This window comes from Oleiphilus sp. HI0061 (genome assembly GCF_001635675.1).
This window is the reverse complement of record NZ_LWFE01000597.1, coordinates 1-1,040: the sequence shown is the minus strand read 5'-3', so window position 1 is coordinate 1,040 and position 1,040 is coordinate 1. Positions and strand designations below refer to the sequence as shown.

Below are 1,040 nucleotides of genomic sequence, written 5' to 3'. Positions count from 1 at the left end.
CCTTTACTTACCAAGCTCGCTAACTTTGCAAAGGTCGCTCCCTCGTCAAACTGATTTCGTGTTCGCACATATTTTTCAGACGATTGATGACTAGCGCGCACATCCTGATCACCTTCAGGCAAACCAAGAACACTCCCAACACCCATTAAGTCCAGATAATGATAGGTCGATAAAGTATTCAACTGTTTATAGGGCGAGATAGCCAACATATGACCAACCCCGGTTAAATCCAGGTTATTTTCAGCATGCTCTGAAACGGGGTTACCATAATAGACTGGCAGATTGTCCATTCGCGCTGCCCTGACATTTTCCCAACTGGTATCTGTCAGAATAACGGTGACACCTTTGCCGATCATAGCCTTTGCCAAATTTCTCGCCACGGCGTTCGCACCAATAAATAGAAAGCCATTATCATCCGGCTCTTTAACCTTTAACAAGCCCGCCAAAGGGCTTGAGGTAATACTTTGGATAATGACAGTAACAACGATAACCAAAAACACCATCGGAACTAAGGCACCCGCATCGGCATGCCCTGCTTGCTCCAGTTTAAAAGCAAATAACGCTGACACCGCCGCAGCGACAATGCCTCTTGGCGCAACCCAGCCTAAAAAGGTTTTCTCCTGCCAGCTCAAGTCTGTTTTGACCGCGGCTAACCAAACCGAAAGAGGCCTGGCCACCAGCATTAGTATGAGAATTACCCACAGAGCATTCCAGCCCAAAGCAGTAGCCATACTCAGATCCATTCTTGCCGCAAGCAATATAAATAGTGCCGAGATCAGAAGAACACTGAGCGACTCTTTGAATTCGAGAATATCTTCAACCGGCACACCTTTCATGTTCGCCAGCCAGATCCCCATAATGGTCACTGTCAAAAGACCCGACTCGTGAACCAAAAAGTTAGAAAATGCGAAGATACCCAACATAAACGTCAGTGTTCCGGCATTTTGCAAGAACTGGGGTAACCAATGACTTCTTAATGCTCTCCCCAAGTAATAACCTGAAGAGCAGCCTAAGACGACCCCCAACACCAAGGTCGAACC

General features: G+C 46.9%; 1 protein-coding gene. It reads right to left on the bottom strand.

Going from position 1 to position 1,040, the window contains the following annotated elements:
* Positions 1–1,040, bottom strand: a 1,040-nt coding sequence (locus A3735_RS07750; RefSeq protein ID WP_197485747.1) for a sodium:proton antiporter, incomplete at both ends; no start/stop codon positions are given.